1 protein-coding gene is annotated in these 254 nt (G+C 72.4%); it reads right to left on the reverse strand.

Going from position 1 to position 254, the window contains the following annotated elements; genetic code table 11:
- On the reverse strand, nt 1-254 hold a 254-nt coding region (locus tag P9272_RS36025), incomplete at both ends, for a phosphotransferase (protein ID WP_278164988.1).

A 254-nucleotide genomic window follows, 5' to 3' on the forward strand; every position in this document is an offset into this window, starting at 1 on the left:
GCCCAGCCACGCGCAGGTGCCGCTGTGCGCCCAGCACGGCCATCGCGGCCTGCACGCCCACGCCGGCCTGGCCGGTCAGCTCGGCATAGCGCGCCATGCAGGCCTCGCGGATCTCGGGCGCCACGTCGCGCCGCGCGTCCTCGACCAGTGAGACGAGGTCATAGGCGGGGTTGCCGATCGCTGCTTCCTGGAAGTCGATCAGCCCCATGCCCTTCGGCCCCGGCACCAGGTTGGCCGGGAAGAAGTCCCGATGG

It is taken from the genome of Mesorhizobium sp. WSM4976, assembly GCF_029625685.1.
In the GTDB taxonomy this organism is placed as follows: domain Bacteria; phylum Pseudomonadota; class Alphaproteobacteria; order Rhizobiales; family Rhizobiaceae; genus Mesorhizobium.